Source organism: Pseudonocardia tropica, from assembly GCF_040105315.1.
Lineage (GTDB): Bacteria > Actinomycetota > Actinomycetes > Mycobacteriales > Pseudonocardiaceae > Pseudonocardia > Pseudonocardia alni.
Genome location: NZ_JBEDNP010000004.1, coordinates 394,654 through 407,868, shown reverse-complemented (window position 1 = coordinate 407,868; position 13,215 = coordinate 394,654). Strand labels below are relative to the sequence as shown.

14 protein-coding genes are annotated in these 13,215 nt (G+C 76.7%); 6 read left to right on the top strand and 8 right to left on the bottom strand.

What is annotated here, in order from left to right; translation table 11 throughout:
* The first annotated feature begins 29 nt into the window (after positions 1-29).
* Positions 30-1,244, top strand: a complete 1,215-nt coding sequence (locus tag WHI96_RS09785; protein ID WP_345653883.1) for a PucR family transcriptional regulator — start codon at positions 30-32, stop codon at positions 1,242-1,244.
* 221 nt (positions 1,245-1,465) lie between these two features.
* On the opposite strand, the gene WHI96_RS09780 is transcribed toward WHI96_RS09785, so the two are convergent.
* The 8 genes from WHI96_RS09780 to WHI96_RS09745 all read right to left on the bottom strand — a co-directional run bounded on the left by WHI96_RS09780 (position 1,466) and on the right by WHI96_RS09745 (position 9,185).
* A complete protein-coding gene (locus WHI96_RS09780) occupies positions 1,466-2,371 on the bottom strand; it encodes a type IV toxin-antitoxin system AbiEi family antitoxin (RefSeq protein WP_345653885.1) in 906 nt (301 codons plus the stop codon).
* Positions 2,372-2,765: 394 nt separating this feature from the next.
* Entirely contained in the window at positions 2,766-2,948 is a 183-nt protein-coding gene (locus tag WHI96_RS09775; RefSeq protein WP_157818271.1) for a hypothetical protein, read from the bottom strand.
* Between the two features lie 66 nt (positions 2,949-3,014).
* Complete coding sequence (locus WHI96_RS09770; RefSeq protein WP_345653889.1) at positions 3,015-4,130, bottom strand: MSMEG_0565 family glycosyltransferase; 1,116 nt, start codon at positions 4,128-4,130, stop codon at positions 3,015-3,017.
* A 3-nt stretch (positions 4,131-4,133) separates the two neighbouring features.
* Positions 4,134-4,976: a carbon-nitrogen hydrolase family protein gene (locus WHI96_RS09765; protein ID WP_345653892.1), complete on the bottom strand. Its 843-nt coding sequence runs from the start codon at positions 4,974-4,976 to the stop codon at positions 4,134-4,136.
* Between the two features lies 1 nt (position 4,977).
* The gene (locus WHI96_RS09760) at positions 4,978-5,844 is read right to left on the bottom strand and encodes a carbon-nitrogen hydrolase family protein (protein WP_345653895.1); all 867 of its coding nucleotides are present in this window, start codon (positions 5,842-5,844) and stop codon (positions 4,978-4,980) included.
* Positions 5,841-7,367, bottom strand: coding sequence for an MSMEG_0567/sll0787 family protein (locus tag WHI96_RS09755; protein WP_345653898.1), 1,527 nt, complete (start codon positions 7,365-7,367; stop codon positions 5,841-5,843). Before WHI96_RS09755 ends, WHI96_RS09760 begins: the two co-directional genes overlap by 4 nt.
* 2 nt (positions 7,368-7,369) lie before the next feature.
* Positions 7,370-8,524: an MSMEG_0568 family radical SAM protein gene (locus WHI96_RS09750; protein ID WP_345653901.1), complete on the bottom strand. Its 1,155-nt coding sequence runs from the start codon at positions 8,522-8,524 to the stop codon at positions 7,370-7,372.
* Positions 8,525-8,666: 142 nt separating this feature from the next.
* Positions 8,667-9,185, bottom strand: a complete 519-nt coding sequence (locus tag WHI96_RS09745; RefSeq protein ID WP_226357972.1) for an MSMEG_0572/Sll0783 family nitrogen starvation response protein — start codon at positions 9,183-9,185, stop codon at positions 8,667-8,669.
* A 293-nt stretch (positions 9,186-9,478) separates the two neighbouring features.
* Between WHI96_RS09745 and WHI96_RS09740 the strand changes: the two genes are divergently transcribed.
* The 5 genes from WHI96_RS09740 (at position 9,479) to WHI96_RS09720 (ending at position 13,213) form a co-directional block, all read left to right on the top strand.
* Positions 9,479-10,813 (top strand): MSMEG_0569 family flavin-dependent oxidoreductase, encoded by a 1,335-nt coding sequence (locus WHI96_RS09740; protein WP_345653906.1) that lies wholly within the window; start codon positions 9,479-9,481, stop codon positions 10,811-10,813.
* Positions 10,814-11,545, top strand: a complete 732-nt coding sequence (locus WHI96_RS09735; RefSeq protein WP_345653909.1) for an SH3-like domain-containing protein — start codon at positions 10,814-10,816, stop codon at positions 11,543-11,545.
* Complete coding sequence (gene nthA / locus WHI96_RS09730) at positions 11,542-12,129, top strand: nitrile hydratase subunit alpha (RefSeq protein WP_345653912.1); 588 nt, start codon at positions 11,542-11,544, stop codon at positions 12,127-12,129. The genes WHI96_RS09735 and nthA overlap by 4 nt, the downstream gene beginning before the upstream one ends.
* On the top strand, positions 12,126-12,467 hold the full coding sequence (locus tag WHI96_RS09725; protein ID WP_345653915.1) for a nitrile hydratase accessory protein: 342 nt from the start codon (positions 12,126-12,128) through the stop codon (positions 12,465-12,467). Before nthA ends, WHI96_RS09725 begins: the two co-directional genes overlap by 4 nt.
* A 185-nt stretch (positions 12,468-12,652) precedes the next feature.
* The gene (locus tag WHI96_RS09720) at positions 12,653-13,213 is read left to right on the top strand and encodes a hypothetical protein (RefSeq protein WP_345653917.1); all 561 of its coding nucleotides are present in this window, start codon (positions 12,653-12,655) and stop codon (positions 13,211-13,213) included.
* The last annotated feature ends 2 nt before the right edge of the window (positions 13,214-13,215 follow it).

Sequence of the window (13,215 nt, the reverse complement as noted above, 5' to 3'; positions counted from 1 at the left end):
CGGGGGGGCGTCGCGCTACGGTCGGTCCCGTGTCGACGGTGACCGCCCTGCTCGCCCGCCTCGCCACCGAGGTCCGCGACGACGTCGAGGCGCTCGGTGCGCGGGTGCTCGTCGAGATCGACGCCGGGCTGCCCGAGCTCGGCCGCGACCCCCGCGTGCGCGAGCTGCTGGTCGCCACCGTGCAGGGGTCGCTGGAGGGGGCGCTGGTCGTGCTGACCGGCCGGGCCCCGGACGACGTGCCGCTGCCCCCGGTCGCCGGGGAGCTCGCCCGCCGACTCGCCCAGCAGGGGGTCCCGGTCACGGTCGTCCTGCGGGCCTACCGGCTGGGCCAGTCGGTGTTCCAGCAGGAGCTCATCGGCCGCATCGCCGGGTCCGGGCTGGGGACCACCGAGGTCGGCGACGCCGTCCGGGCGCTGACCGCGGTCGCCTTCGGCTACGTCGACCGGGTCTCCGAGGAGATGGTCGCGGTCCACCAGGCCGAACGCGACGGCTGGGTCCGCCGCCGCGACGCCGCCCGGCTCGCGATGGTCGACGCCGTGCTCGCCGGGCGCGGCGGCACCGTCACCGAGGTCGAGGCGACGCTCGGGCACCCGGTCGCGGGGGAGCACCTGGCCGCGGTGCTCTGGGTCGACCCGGACGCCCCCGACCCCGGCCGGGCCCTGGAACGTGCCGTCGCCGACGTCGGCGCCGCCCTCGGCTGCACCCGCGCCCCGCTCGTCGTCGCCCCGGACGCGGCCACCTCCTGGGCCTGGTACCCGGGCGCGGGCGGGCCGGTGACCCTGCCGCCCGGACCGGTGTCGGTCGCGCTCGGCGGCCCCGGCCGCGGCCTCGACGGTTTCCGCGGCGCGCACCGCCGGGCCCGCCGGGTGCAGCAGGTGGTCACCGCCGCCGCTCCCGCCGCCCGGCTCCCGGTCACCACCGCCGACGACCTCGGCCCGCTGCTGCTGCTCGACGCGGGCACCGACCTGCTCGCCGACCGGATCGCCGAGATCCTCGGCGACCTCGCGATCGACGACGAGCAGCACGCCCGGCTCCGCGACACCCTCGCCGCCTACCTGCGCGGCGGCGGCAGCCTCGCGGCCGCGGCGACCGAGCTGCACCTGCACAAGAACACGGTGCAGTACCGCCTGCGCCGCGCCGAGGAGGTGCGGGGCCGGCCCCTCGGCGACGACCGGCTCGACGTCGAGGTGGCCCTGCTGGCCTGCCGGATCCTCGGGGCGACCGTGCTGCGCCCGGCCGACTGACCGGCTCCGCGCCGACCCGCCGGCCGCGCCGATCCGCCGGCCGCGCCGACCCGCCGGCCGCGCCGATCCGCCGGCCGCGCCGATCCGCCGGCCGCGTGGTGGTGATCCATCGGACGCGCGGTGATCCGCTTCGCGCGCGCGTCCGGACACGCGCGCACCGCGGATCTCCGCGCGCACTGCGGATCTCCGCGCGCACTGCGGATCTCCGCGCGTGCGGCGGATCATGCCGCCCTGGGGAGGCGGTGCGCGACGGCGGCGAAGTCCTCGAGGTCGTCCCAGGTCCAGCGCACGACCGTCCGCACACCGGGCCGGGAACGCAGGGCGTCCTCGCGCTGCTTCTCCCGGACGACGGTGTCGGCCGCGCTCTCGCCCGGGCGTCCCCTCCGCCCGTACTTCCCCCGGCCGTCGAACTCGCCGACCACCCCGTGGTCGGGCCACCAGAAGTCGACGATCCCGATCCGGCGGCCCCCGTCGTCGTGCACCGGGTGCTGCAGCACGGGCCGCGCCACGTGCAGGCGGGCCATCCGGACGCGGCTGCGTGACTCGCCGGGCCCGTCCGCGCGGGCGTCGGCGAAGGCGACGACCGCCCGGGCCCGGCCGACGCCGTGGCGCCCGCAGGCCGCGAGCACCGCGTCGCGCAGCCGGTCCGGCGTGACGAGGTGGCGGTGCAGGGCCGCGTCGGCGACGGCCACGGCGCTCTCGAACGGCGCGGTGCGGGCCAGGTCGACGACGGTGCGGGCCACCGACGTCGTCGGGATGCCGCGGACGTCGACGACGTCGTCGGCGGGCAACGGGGAGGCGTGCACGCGCAGCCGCGGTCCGCCGCGCCCGCCGGACACGCGGTCCCGGGTCACATGCACCGTGGTCAGGGGCACGCCCCAGACCGGCAGGCCGTGTCGTACGGCGGCGGACGGGCCGCTGACCACGGCCCCGGGGGCGAGCGTCGGGAACGTCGCCTCCACCAGGGTCGCGTGCCGCGTCGAGGCGAACCGCAGGCGCTCGTCGCCGGTCTCCAGGTACACGCCGGGTCGCAGCCCGGTCCAGCGACCGGTGCGCAGGGCGGCGCGGATCTCGGCCTCGGTCGTCCCGAGTCTCAGCAGCTCGCGACGCAGCAGCGGTTCGTCCACGGCCCCGACCCTGCCCGCGCCCGGCGCCCGCGCCGGAGCGTATCCGCCACCTGTGGAGCATTCCCGCGATTGTGGACGGGCACCCGGTGATCGCTGTTCCGCGCGGTGATCCGCTCGGCGCGCGCGTCTGGACACGCGCGCGGAGCGGATCACCGCGCCGGGTGCGGATCACCGCGCGGGGTGCGGATCACCGCGCGGGGTGCGGATCACCGCGCGGGGTGCGGATCACCGCGCGGGGTGCGGATCACCGCACGCGCAGCGGATCAGTGCGCGCGCAGCGGATCAGTGCGCGAGCGGCGGATCGGCGCGCGGGCGTTGGATCACCGCGTGGGCGGCGGAGCTCTGTGGCAGCGGCGGACCGGCGCGGGCGCGGCGGGGCCGGGCGGGCGGTGGGTCAGAGCTCGCCCGCGAGCACCTCGTGGCCGCGCAGCCGGGGCAGCCGCAGCACGACGGCGTCGCGGTCGTCGCGGGTGGGGCGGGTGCAGTGCGGGCAGCGGACCCCGGCGGCGTCGCCGTGGCGGGCGGCGCGGCACAGGGGCACGACGGTGGCCGGAGCGGGTGCCTCGTGAGCAGGCATCGGCGTACCCCCGGGACGTCGTCGTCGTGTGGTCACCCCAGGTTAGCGCAGTCGGTGTGGCCCCCGTCACCCCGTCGTCGTCACGCCGCGGTCGGCGAGGTGGGTGCGGTAGAGGCCGGCGTGCCGGTCCGCGGCCGCCGTCCAGGTGTGGGCGGCGGCCAGCGCGCGACCGGCGGCCGCCCGCCGCGGGTCGGGGACGGCCAGCGCGTCGGCGAGCGCGGCGGCGAACCCGGCCGCGTCGCGGGCGAACCGTGCCGCGTCGCCGAACACCTCGCGCAGCACCGGCAGGTCCCGGGTCACCAGCGGGACCCCGGCGGCCAGTGCCTCCATCGCGGCCAGGCCGAAGCCCTCCTTGGCCGACGGGAACGCGAACGCCGCCGCGCCCGCCATCAGGCCGGGCAGCGCGTCGTCGTCGACGGGGCCGAGGATCTCCGGGATCACACCCAGCTCGTCGGCCCGGTCGAGCACCCGGGTGCGGTAGTCGCGGTAGTCGAACAGCGTCTCGCCGCCGCCGATCACCAGGCGTGTCCCCGGGTCGAGCAGTGCCATCGCCTCGACCAGGTCGGCGGTGCCCTTGCGCGGCTCGATCCCGCCGACCGAGAGCACGTAGCGGCCGAACCGGTCCCGCCACGGCGCACCGGCGCCGGTGTCGGCGGCCCGGGCGAACCGGGCGGCGTCGACGCCGTTGCCGATCACCGTCGCCTCCCGGCCCCAGCCGGAGCGCACCTCCGCGGCGACGGCCCGGGACACGCACACCAGCGCCGTCGGGTGCACGATCGCGCGTTCGTGGCAGGCGGCCAGCTCGGGGGTGCTGAACTCGTCGAGGTGGTGCACGGTGCGCAGCAGCGAGCCGTAGCCGTGCGTGCGGCCCTCGGCGTTGGCGGACAGGCAGTCCTGGGCGTGCCGCACGTCGACCGCGGGGGCGTCGGCCAGCCCGGCGGCCAGCAGGTCGACCGAGCGGAGGATGCGGGCGCCGACGGTCTCGCCGTCGATCTCCGGAACCGGGACCAGGTGCACCGCGACGCGGGGGTCGACGGCCCGGAAGAAGCCGGTGTCCCCGCCGCGGGCCAGGGAGAACACCGCGACCTCGTGCCCGGCGGCGGCGAGCGCCTCGGCCAGCGCGAGGGTGTGCACGACCCCGCCGCGCGGCTTGGTGGAGTAGGTGGACAGCCGGATCCGCACCGCTCAGCCCCGGTACAGGTCGGGTCGGCGTTCCTTGAGGTGGTGCAGCACCGCGCGGGCGGAGCCGATCATCTCCTCGGGCTCGACGTCGGCGACGGCGAGCCCGCCCTTGGACCAGGTGCGGGCCAGGATGTCCCCGCCCGGCCCGACGACCTTCGCCCGGCCCAGGAAGTGCAGCGATCCGTTGCGCCCGCTCTGGTTCGCCGACAGCAGCAGCACCTGGTTCTCCGCGGCGCGGGACTGGTCGTAGAGGTCGAACAGCCGGGCCTGGCGGTCCTGCGCCATCCGGGGTGCCCGGTTGGTCAGCGAGGTCGGCCAGGCCGACAGGCACGCCAGCAGCTGCGCGCCGTCGAGCGCGAGCGAGCGGGCCGACTCGGGGAAGGTCTTGTCGTGGTCGATGAGCATCCCCATCCGGCCGGCGGGGGTGTCGAACGCGGTGAACCCGTCCCCGGCGGCGAACAGCCCGGCGACACCCGCGGGCTGGTGCACCTTGCGGTGCCTGCCGAGCACGCCGTCCCCGGTCAGGCAGACCGCCGAGTTCCAGCGCACCCCCGGCTCGGGGCCGGCCTCGCAGAACCCGACGCACACCACCATCTCCCGGGCGAGCGCGGCGACCGCGCGCACCTCGGGGCCGTCCGGGTCGAGCTCGGGCGGCAGCACCGCGCCGTCGTCCGGGTCGGCGGGGTCGGGGCTGCGCAGGTCGTGCACGTAGCCGCCGAGCGCGCCGTCGGGCAGCACCAGCACGCGCACGCCCTGCTCCCGGGCGTGCGCGACGATCACGCCGATCCGCTCCAGGTCGAACGCGACGTCCCGGGTGAAGTTCGCGGCCGCCGCGGCGACGCGCACCTCACACCCCCGCGCGGACCGGGCCCGGCCCGTAGGCCGCCGGGCGGCGGTCGCGCAGGTGCCCCATCACCCGACGGGCGGCGTCGACGGAGGCGTCGACGTCGACGGTGGCGACGGCCAGACCGGCCTCGCTGCCGGTGGCCGCGAGCACCTCGCCCCCCGGGTCGACGATCTTGGCGTTCGCCACCAGCTGCATGTCGCCGAAGGTACCGGCCTGGTTCGCCGAGACCCAGACGAACTGGTTCTCCAGCGCGCGGGAGCGGTCGTGCAGGTCGAAGCGGCGTGCCCACCGGTCCTCGGCGAGCACCGGGGCCCGGTTCGTCCGCGACGCCGGCCACGCCGACAGGCACAGCACGGTCCGGGCGCCGTCGTCGGCCAGCGCGCGGGCCGCCTCCGGGAACGCCTTGTCGTAGCAGATCATCATGCCGGTGCGGCCGTACGGCGTGTCGAACGCGGCGAACCGGTCGCCCGCGGCGTAGCTGGAGTTCTCGTTGATCGGCTGGTGCACCTTGCGGTGCCGCCCGAGCACCCCGTCCCCGGTGACGGCGACGCAGGAGTTGTAGGGCCGCCCGCCGGACGCGGCGTCCCCGGTCTCGCAGTACCCGGCGGCGACGACCATGTCCCCGGCCAGGGCGGCCAGCCGCGTGATCTCCGGCCCGTCCGGGTCGAGCTGCGGCGGCCGGTCGGCGGGGGTGCCGGGCACGTCGTGCAGCGACGAGAGGTACCCGCCCATCGCCGCCTCGGGCAGCGCGAGGACCTGCACCCCGGCCGCGCGGGCGCGGGCGATCGTGGCGGCGATCCGGGCGAAGTCCTCGTCGAGGTCGCGGACGAAGCCCTGCGCGGCGGCGCCGAACGTCGTGGGCGTCATCGGGTCTCCTCGGGGTGGGGGACGGGGCTGCCGGCGCGGCCCATGCCGGTGACACCCGCGGTGACGGCCTCGGTCTGCTCGCCGTCGGGCCAGCGCAGCCGGACCCCGGCACCGGCGACGAGCTCGCCGCACTCGGCGGACACCGCGGGGCCGGCGTCGGGGGCGGGGGAGCCCGGGTCGTCCGCGGTGAGCAGGCCGAACCCGGGGAAGCAGGTGAACCAGTCGCCCGCGGTGGCGCCGTCCGGGCGGGGGACGGCGGCGACGTCGAGCACGGCGCCGACCCCGGAGGCCTCGGCGAGCATGCCGAGGGTCCCGGCGAGCCCGGCCATCGACACGTCCTTCGCCGCGGCCGGGCGGTGCGGTGCGTCCGGGCCGATGGCGCCGACGGTCGCGGCCAGCTCGGCGCGGGTGCGTGAGGTCGTCGAGTCCCACTGGCGTCCGGTGTAGCCGGGCCGCCAGCCGCCGCCGAGGTCGGCGGTGAGCCGGACCCGGTGCCCGGCGCGCCCGCCACCGGCGGGGACGGGCCGGTCGGTGCGCCCGAGCGCGGTCAGCGACAGCGCCGCGGGCACGTCGAGCTGGGTGTGCCCGCCGAGCAGCGGGACACCGTAGGCGGCGGCCGCGTCGCGCACGCCGCTCAGCACGCGGTGGGCGAAGGAGGCGTCCCGGGCGCCGACGGCGTCGAGCAGCCCGACCGGGGCGGCGCCCATCGCGGCGAGGTCGTTGACGTTGACCAGCACCCCGGCCCAGCCCGCCCACTCCGGGTCGCGCTCGACCATGGCGGGCACGATCGCGTCGCAGCAGGCCACCAGGTCGCTGCCCGGGACGGGGGCGCCGTCGTCGCCGACGAACCCGGCCGGGCCGACGCCGCCGAGCAGCGCACCCAGCGGGGCCTTGGTGGCGACGACGAGGTCCTGGACGCGGGTCACCGGCCACCGCATCGTGACGTGCGGGGCCCCGGCGACCACACGGTCGCGCACCCGTGACCAGCCGAGCCGCTCGAACAGGACCGCGCCCGCGGCCTGCACGTCGGCGTCGAAGCGCAGGGCGCCCGCGGCCTCGGCGCGCGCGCAGGCGGCGCGGACCAGCGCGGCGCCGACCCGCACACCGGTGCGACGGCGCGCGGCGGGCGCCACGACCAGCCTGCTGCCGGTCCACCACCCGATGTCGGGGTGGGCCGCCCGGGCGGGGCCGAGGCGCACCCCGCCGAGCAGGGTCCCGTCGGCGTCGTGGGCGAGCAGGACGACGACGCGCGGGTCGGCGTCGTGGTCGTCGAGGTCGGCGGTGGGCCGGTCGGGGAACAGGCCCTGCTCGACGCAGAACACCGCGCGGCGCAGCGCCCGGTACCCGGCGACGCCGGGGTCGCGCGCGTCGTCGGCGCGGGCCTCGCGGACCGTCACCGCCGGTGCGTCGCCGGTGCGGGCCGGGCGGCCGCCGAGCAGCTCGTCGGCGATCCAGCGCGGCGCGGGGGTCAGGTGGCGGGGCGCCCCGGTCACGAAGCGGGGGCGCGGGTCGGTGGTGCTCATGCTCAGCCCCCCGCCGCGGACAGCGCGCTGCACGCCCCGCAGGCCGCGCAGCCGGCGGCCTGGTCGGCGCCGCGCATCCCGGCGGCGCGGAGCACCACGGCGACCCGGCCGGTGACGTGGGCGAGCAGGTCCGGGTCGGGGGCGGGCACCCCGTCGGCGAACGCGAGGGTGCCGGGCAGCGGCCGGTAGGGGACGACGAACGGGTACACCCCGGCCGCGACCAGCTCCGCGGCGCCGGCGACGAGCTCGTCGGGGTCCTCGCCGAGGCCGACGATGAGGTAGGTCGACACGGCGTTCGGGCCGAACACCCGCACGGCCTCGTCCCAGGCCGCCCGGTACTGGGACAGCCCGACGGTGGCCTTGCCGGGCATCCAGCGGCGCCGGACGTCGTCGTCGAGGGACTCGACGTGGATGCCGATCGCGTCGGCGCCCGCGGCCACCAGCTCGGCGAGCACACCGAGGTCGTCGGGGGCGGGCGGCTCGCACTGGACCTGGACCGGCAGCGCGGGGACGCGCTCCCGGATCGCGCGCACGCAGCGCAGCAGGTGCCGGGCGCCGCGGTCCCGGCCGTTGGAGGTGCCGGTGGTCAGCACCATCTGGCGCACCCCGTCCAGGCGGACCGCGGCCTCGGCGACCTCGGCGAGCTGGTCGGGGGTCTTCACCGCCGTCGTCGCGCCGGAGGCCAGGGACTGCTCGATCGCGCAGAACCGGCAGCGGTCGGCCTCGCCGTAGCGCACGCAGGTCTGCACCACCGTGGAGGCGAGCACGTCGTCGCCGTGCAGACGGGCGATCTTCTCGTAGGGCACGCCGTCGGCGGTGGTGAGGTCGTAGAACGCCGGCCGGGCGACGGTGTCGACCGCGACGCCCATGTCGGTCACGCCGCCGCCGGGCTCGCGGCGCAGCAGCCGCCCGTCCCGCAGCCGGTACGGGGAGTCGGCGACGATCGGGACGGTGGTCGCCAGCCCGTCGACGAGCACGTGCCCGTCGGCGGACGGTCCCGCCCCGCCGGGGCGGCGCAGCGGGATGACCGAGCCGAGGTCGGTGACGCCGGAGGGCCGGTCGGGCCCGGTGCCGGTGTCGGGGTCGAGCGCCACGCCGCGGACGGCGAGCTCGGCGCGGGCCCGCAGACCGGGCTCGGTACGGGACGGTGCGGACATGCGGGCGGACCTCCGGGTGCGACGGGCCGGGTGCGGCGGGGACGGGACCGCCCGTGCCCGGACCGGCCGGGATGCAGCCCGTGGCCGAGGCGCCGGGCTGCATCCCGGGACGGATCCGGGACGCGATGGCGTCCCGTCGTCGTCAGAGCTGGTAGGTCGAGTTGATGATCGCGCCCTTGCGGGCGTAGTGGATGAGCGCGTCCTGGACGTCGAGCGGGTGCGTCGGGATGACGCCTTCGATCAGGTCCTCCTCGCGGGCACCGTGCAGCGACAGCCCGAAGCGGCAGCAGAACACCTTGCCGCCCTCGCTCATGAACGTCTTGAGCTGGTCGTTGATGTTGTGCTCGCCGGGGAACGCCGACGTCCCGGTCGTCGGGAAACCGCGGGTGGCCAGGCAGTTCAGCGAGCCGGGGCCGTAGAAGTACATGGCCGACTCGAATCCCTTGCGCAGCGCGCGGGTCGCCTGCAGCACGGCCACGAAGCTGACCGAGGACTCGTGCGCGATGCCGTGCACCAGGGTGAAGTAGGTCTCGCCGTCCTCGGCCTGCAGGTCCGGGAAGACCTTCGTCCCGCCGTAGATGCTCGAACCCTCGGGCAGCGAGGGGTGCGGGATCTCCTCGAGGCTCTTCTTCTCGATGTCGGACAGCTCGGCGCTGGTCATGGGGATGCTCCTCGTGGTGTGACGGATCCACGCCGGGAATACGGGTGCGTGGGAGCGCCGGGGGAGGGAGAATGCGAGGGAATCGGGTCCCACCGTTTCCGGCGAGCACTACGACACCAGTGATCTGTTGCGGGAACGTTGAGAGCGGACTACGACGACAATTCCGGATACGTTCTTTGTGACCGTCGTGTTGCGTAACACGGGGCAATGCTGCCGTCGTCCGAACGACACGGTCCGGTAATGCGACAGGTCGACCGTGGGGCCGTTCCGCTGATCCCCCACGAGGAGGCCCCATGACCGCGGTGATCCGGCGCGAGGACCGGCGCACCCCCCCGGCCGAGCTGGACGGCGAGCACCGGACGGTGGTCGTCGTCGGCGGCGGGCAGGCGGGGCTGTCGATGAGCCGCTGCCTGGACGTGCGCGGCATCGACCACCTCGTGCTCGAACGCGACGTCGTCGCCTCGTCCTGGAAGCGGCACCGCTGGGACACCTTCAGCCTGGTCACGCCGAACTGGCAGTGCGACCTGCCGGACTTCCCCTACGCCGGGCCGGACCCGCACGGGTTCATGGTCCGCGGCGAGATCGTCGACTACCTGGAGGCCTACCGGGCGTTCGTCGACCCGCCGCTGCTCGAGGGCGTCGCGGTGACCCGGCTGCACCGCGACGAGCGGGGGACCTTCGTCGTGGAGACCTCCGCCGGGACGTGCACCGCCGACCAGGTCGTCGTCGCCACCGGCGGGTACCACACGCCGCTCACCCCGCCGCTGTCCGAGCCGCTGCCGGCCGGCATCACGCAGATCGGGTCCCAGGACTACCGCAACCCCGGTCAGCTGCCGCCGGGGGAGGTGCTGGTGGTCGGGTCCGGGCAGTCCGGCGCGCAGATCGCCGAGGACCTGCACCTGGAGGGGCGCCGGGTGCACCTGGTCGTCGGGCACGCGCCGCGGGTGGCCCGCTTCTACCGCGGCCGCGACGTCACCGACTGGCTGCACGAGATGGGCTACTACCGGATGCCGGTCACCCGGCACCCGCGCCGCGAGGCCGTGCGCGCCCAGGCCAACCACTACGTGACCGGCCGCGACGGCGGTCGCGACATCGACCTGCGCCGCTTCGCCGCCGAGGGCATGCGGCTCTACGGCGCGCTCACCGACCACACCGCGGCGAGCCTCACCTTCGCCCCCGACCTGGAGTCCTCACTGGACCACGCCGACGAGGTGAGCGAGTCCATCAAGGACACCATCGACGGCTGGATCGCCGACCAGGGGATCGACGCCCCGGTCGAGGAGCGCTACACCCCGGTGTGGCGCCCGGAGCGCGAGGTCACCGAGCTGGCGCTGGCCGGCACCGGGATCACCTCGGTGGTCTGGTGCATCGGGTTCCGGCAGGACTTCTCCTGGATCGACCTGGGCGTGTTCACCGGCCGCGGCTCGCCGGTGCACAGCCGTGGCGCGACGGGCGTCCCCGGGCTGTTCTTCCTCGGCCTGCCCTGGCAGTGGACCTGGGGGTCCGGGAGGTTCTCCGGCGTGGGCGCCGACGCGGCGTTCCTCGCCGAGCGGATCCGCTCACAGCGCGGCCTGACCTCGACCGGCGGCCGAGGCGACGTCTGCAACGTCCTCGCGCTGGGGTCCTGAGTGGATGGTTCCGTCGACCCGTCCGACCCGGCCGACCTGGGCGGGACGACGGGCTGGGGACGGGTCGTCGCCCCGGCCGACGTCGAGCCGGAGCCGCCCTTCGCCCGACCCTGGGAGGGGCGGGCGTTCGCGGTGACCGCGCTGACCATGGGCCGGATCTCCGGGCGCAACCTGGACGCGTTCCGGTACGCGCTGTCCCGGTTGGACCGCACCCGCTACCTCGACGACGGCTACTACGGCCGCTGGCTGCACGCCGCCGAGCTGATGCTCGTCGACTCGGGTGTCCTGGCGCCCGGCGCGGTGGAGGCACGGGCCCGGCGCGCCCGCGGGGAGGACGTGCCCGAGCCGGCCGACCCACCGGTCGCGAAGCCGGACTACGCGCCGACCGCGCCCGGGTCGCTGCGGAACGTCGACGCCGCCCCGCGTTTCGCCCCCGGCGACCCGGTCCGCGCCCGCCGCGAGCCCCCGGACGTCGCCCCGCCCGCGCCGTCGGCGGGCCCGGTCGGCCGTGGGCCGTGCAAGCTGCCCCGCTACCTGCGCGGGACGCCCGGCGCCGTGACCGCGGTGCGGCCCGCACACGTGCTGCCCGACACCCACGCGGTGTTCGCCGGTGAGCATCCCGAGCACGTGTACACCGTCGCGTTCGCCGCGCCCGACGTGTGGGGTCCCGGCGCGGACCCGCACGTCACCGTGCACGCCGACCTGTTCGAGTCCTACCTGGAGCCACGATGACCGACGACGATCCCGGTCCGGCGCTGCGCACCGCGGCGCTGGAGGAGCTGCTGGTCGAACGGGGGCTGGTCGATCCGGCCGTCGTCGACGGGTTCGTGCGCACCTACGAACGCGATGTCGGCCCGCGGGGCGGCGCGACGGTCGTCGCCCGCGCCTGGACCGACCCGCGGTTCCGGGAGTGGCTGCTGCGCGACGGCACCGCGGCCATCGCCTCGCTCGGGTTCACCGGACCGCAGGGCGAGCACATGGTGGTGCTGGAGCAGACCGAGCAGGTGCACCACGTCGTGGTCTGCACGCTGTGCTCCTGCTACCCGTGGCCGGTCCTCGGGCTGCCCCCGAGCTGGTACAAGGACCCCGCCTACCGCGCCCGGGTCGTGCGGGAGCCGCGGACCGTGCTCGCCGAGATGGGGCTCGACGTGCCCCCGGAGCGGCGGATCGAGGTGTGGGACTCCTCGGCCGAGGTCCGCTACCTGGTGCTGCCGCGCCGCCCGGCGGGCACCGACGGGCTCACCGCCGAGCAGCTCGCCGGGCTGGTCGGGCGGGACGCGATGGTCGGGGTCGCCGAGGCGGTGGCGCCGTCGTGAGCGCTCCGCTGCTCGACGTCGCGGGTCCCGCCGCCCCGCCGCGCGCCAACGGCGAGCTCGTGTTCGCCGCGCCCTGGGAGGGACGCGCGTTCGGGCTGGCCGTCGCACTCGCCGAGGCGGGGGTGTTCACCTGGGACGGCTTCCGCGACCGGCTGGTCGCGCGGATCGCCGCCGACCCCACCGCCCCCTACTACGGCTGCTGGCTCGCCGCCTGCGAGGACGTGCTCGTCGCCGCGGGCCGGCTGGACGGTGCCGACGTGTCCACCCGCGCCGCGGGCCTCGCCGCCCGACCGCCCGGGCACGACCACGACCACGCCGGGCACGGTCACGCTCGGTGAGAAGAACGCACACTCGTGGCGACGGACCGGCCGGGTGATCGCATTCCGCGCACTACCCCACGCGAATGCCGAACGGAACGGCGCCGACCCGATCGGGGCCGTGCGCGACCCGGCCGGTGTCACCGCTCGATAACCGATCATGTCTCCGCGGGGCCGATGCCCCGGTCCGCGGATAGATTGGGGTCATGAGCGGATCCGGGTCGGTGGTCCTGCGGACCGTCGCCTGGTGTGCCGGGGTCCTGCTGGTGGGTGCCGGTGTGCTGGCCGCCGTCGTCGTCGGGTTCGGCGCACTCGTCGCACCGGGGGAGGCGCGCGCGTCCCGCGAGATCGACCCGGCGACCGAGTTCGCCCGGCTCGCCGTCGACGACCCGGCCGCCGCGCTCCGCTCGTGCACCCCCGCCCGCGGGACCGTCGTCGATGCGCTGTCCGGGGCGCTCCCGGTCGGTGCGGTGCCCGGTGCCGACCGGTTCACCGCGACCGACGGGGACCTCGCGTTCGTCTCGGTGCCGATCACCGGCACGCTGCGCGGCGCCGGGGACCGTGCCGTGTGGGTGTGGGGGCGGCAGGGCTTCGCCGCCGTCTCCGACGACGCGCGCGCCCTCACCCCCGAGCTCCCCGGGCCGTCGCTCTACGCCACCGGCCCGGACGCGGCCGGCGCGGTCCGCGCCGCGACCTGCGTGGAGGCCGCGCAGCGCGCCGGGGGCTCCGGCACCGCGCCGACCCGGCGCCCGGTCGCGCCGCGCTGAGG

What these genes read in the sequence shown, in the direction of transcription:
- WHI96_RS09775 (WP_157818271.1), bottom strand. Translation starts at nt 2,948, where the DNA reads ATGCCTGCTCACGAGGCACCCGCTCCGGCCACCGTCGTGCCCCTGTGC.
- WHI96_RS09720 (WP_345653917.1), top strand. Translation starts at nt 12,653, where the DNA reads ATGAGCGGATCCGGGTCGGTGGTCCTGCGGACCGTCGCCTGGTGTGCC.
- WHI96_RS09760 (WP_345653895.1), bottom strand. Translation starts at nt 5,844, where the DNA reads ATGACGCCCACGACGTTCGGCGCCGCCGCGCAGGGCTTCGTCCGCGAC.
- WHI96_RS09745 (WP_226357972.1), bottom strand. Translation starts at nt 9,185, where the DNA reads ATGACCAGCGCCGAGCTGTCCGACATCGAGAAGAAGAGCCTCGAGGAG.
- nthA (WP_345653912.1), top strand. Translation starts at nt 11,542, where the DNA reads ATGACCGACGACGATCCCGGTCCGGCGCTGCGCACCGCGGCGCTGGAG.
- WHI96_RS09740 (WP_345653906.1), top strand. Translation starts at nt 9,479, where the DNA reads ATGACCGCGGTGATCCGGCGCGAGGACCGGCGCACCCCCCCGGCCGAG.
- WHI96_RS09755 (WP_345653898.1), bottom strand. Translation starts at nt 7,367, where the DNA reads ATGAGCACCACCGACCCGCGCCCCCGCTTCGTGACCGGGGCGCCCCGC.
- WHI96_RS09750 (WP_345653901.1), bottom strand. Translation starts at nt 8,524, where the DNA reads ATGTCCGCACCGTCCCGTACCGAGCCCGGTCTGCGGGCCCGCGCCGAG.